1 protein-coding gene is annotated in these 1,233 nt (G+C 74.8%); it reads left to right on the plus strand.

What is annotated here, in order from left to right:
- Nucleotides 1-1,233, plus strand: a 1,233-nt coding sequence (locus tag FOE67_RS26165) for a glycerophosphodiester phosphodiesterase (protein ID WP_438874319.1), incomplete at both ends; no start/stop codon positions are given.

Raw genomic sequence — 1,233 nt, forward strand, 5'->3', positions numbered from 1 at the left:
GTTCCCACCCCGGCCCCCGCCCGGCGGGCCCTGCTGGGCGCCGCGGCCCTCGGGGCCGTCGCCGCCGGCGGTGTCCTCGCCGGCGCGGGCGCCGCCCACGCGGCCCCGCACCCCCTCGCGCACGGAGCCCCGGGCAAGGGGAAGGGGTTCCGCGGGCTGCCGGTGCCCACCGTCATCGCCCACCGGGGTGCGTGCGGCTACCGTCCCGAGCACACCATGGGTGCCTACCAACTCGCCCTGGACATGGGCGCCGACGTCATCGAACAGGATCTCGTTCCCACCCGGGACGGCCATCTGGTGTGCCGCCACGAGAACGAGATCTCCGGCACCACTGACGTGGCCGACCACCCGGAGTTCGCCGATCGGCGGGCCACGAGGACCATCGACGGGGTGACCGTCACCGGCTGGTTCACCGAGGACTTCACGCTCGCCGAGTTGAAGACCCTGCGGGCGGTGGAGCGCATCCCCGAGCAGCGCCCCAACAACACGATCTACGACGGGCGGTGGGAGGTGCCCACCCTGGAGGAGGTGATCCGGTGGGCCGCCGATGAGGGCCGCCGCCGGGGTCGCCCGGTGTGGCTGCACGCCGAGACCAAGCACCCCTCCCACTTCCGCTCCATCGGCCTGCCGCTGGAGGAGCCGCTGGCCGCGCTGCTGCGCCGCCACGGCCTGCACCGCCGCACCTCCCCGATCTTCCTGCAGTCCTTCGAGCCGACCAGCATCCGTCGGTTGTCGCGCCTGGTGGACACCCCCGGCGTGGTGCTGTTCTCCTCCGCCGGGAGCCGGCCGCGCGACCTCGAACTGGCCGGGGACCCGCGGACGGTGGCCGACCTGATCACCCCGAAGGGCCTGCGGGAGATCGCCGGGTACGCGAGCGGCATCGGCCCCACCCTCGACCTGGTGATCCCCCGTCGGGCCGACGGCACCCGGGGCACCCCCACCTCCCTGGTCGCCGACGCCCACCGGGCGGGTCTGATCGTCCACCCCTACACCCAGCGCAACGAGAACCGGTACCTGCCCGCCGAATTCCGCGTGGGCGACGACCCCCACCGACACGGCGACGCCTTCGGCGCGCTCCGGGCCTGGTTCGCCACCGGCATCGACGGCATCTTCACCGACCACCCCGACACCGCCCTGCTGGCCGCCGCCGACCACCGCGGGGCCGACGGCACCCGGGGCACCCCCACCTCCCTGGTCGCCGACGCCCACCGGGCGGGTCTGATCGTCCACCCC

The sequence above is a fragment of the Streptomyces calidiresistens genome, from assembly GCF_014141525.1.
In the GTDB taxonomy this organism is placed as follows: Bacteria; Actinomycetota; Actinomycetes; order Streptomycetales; family Streptomycetaceae; genus Streptomyces; species Streptomyces calidiresistens.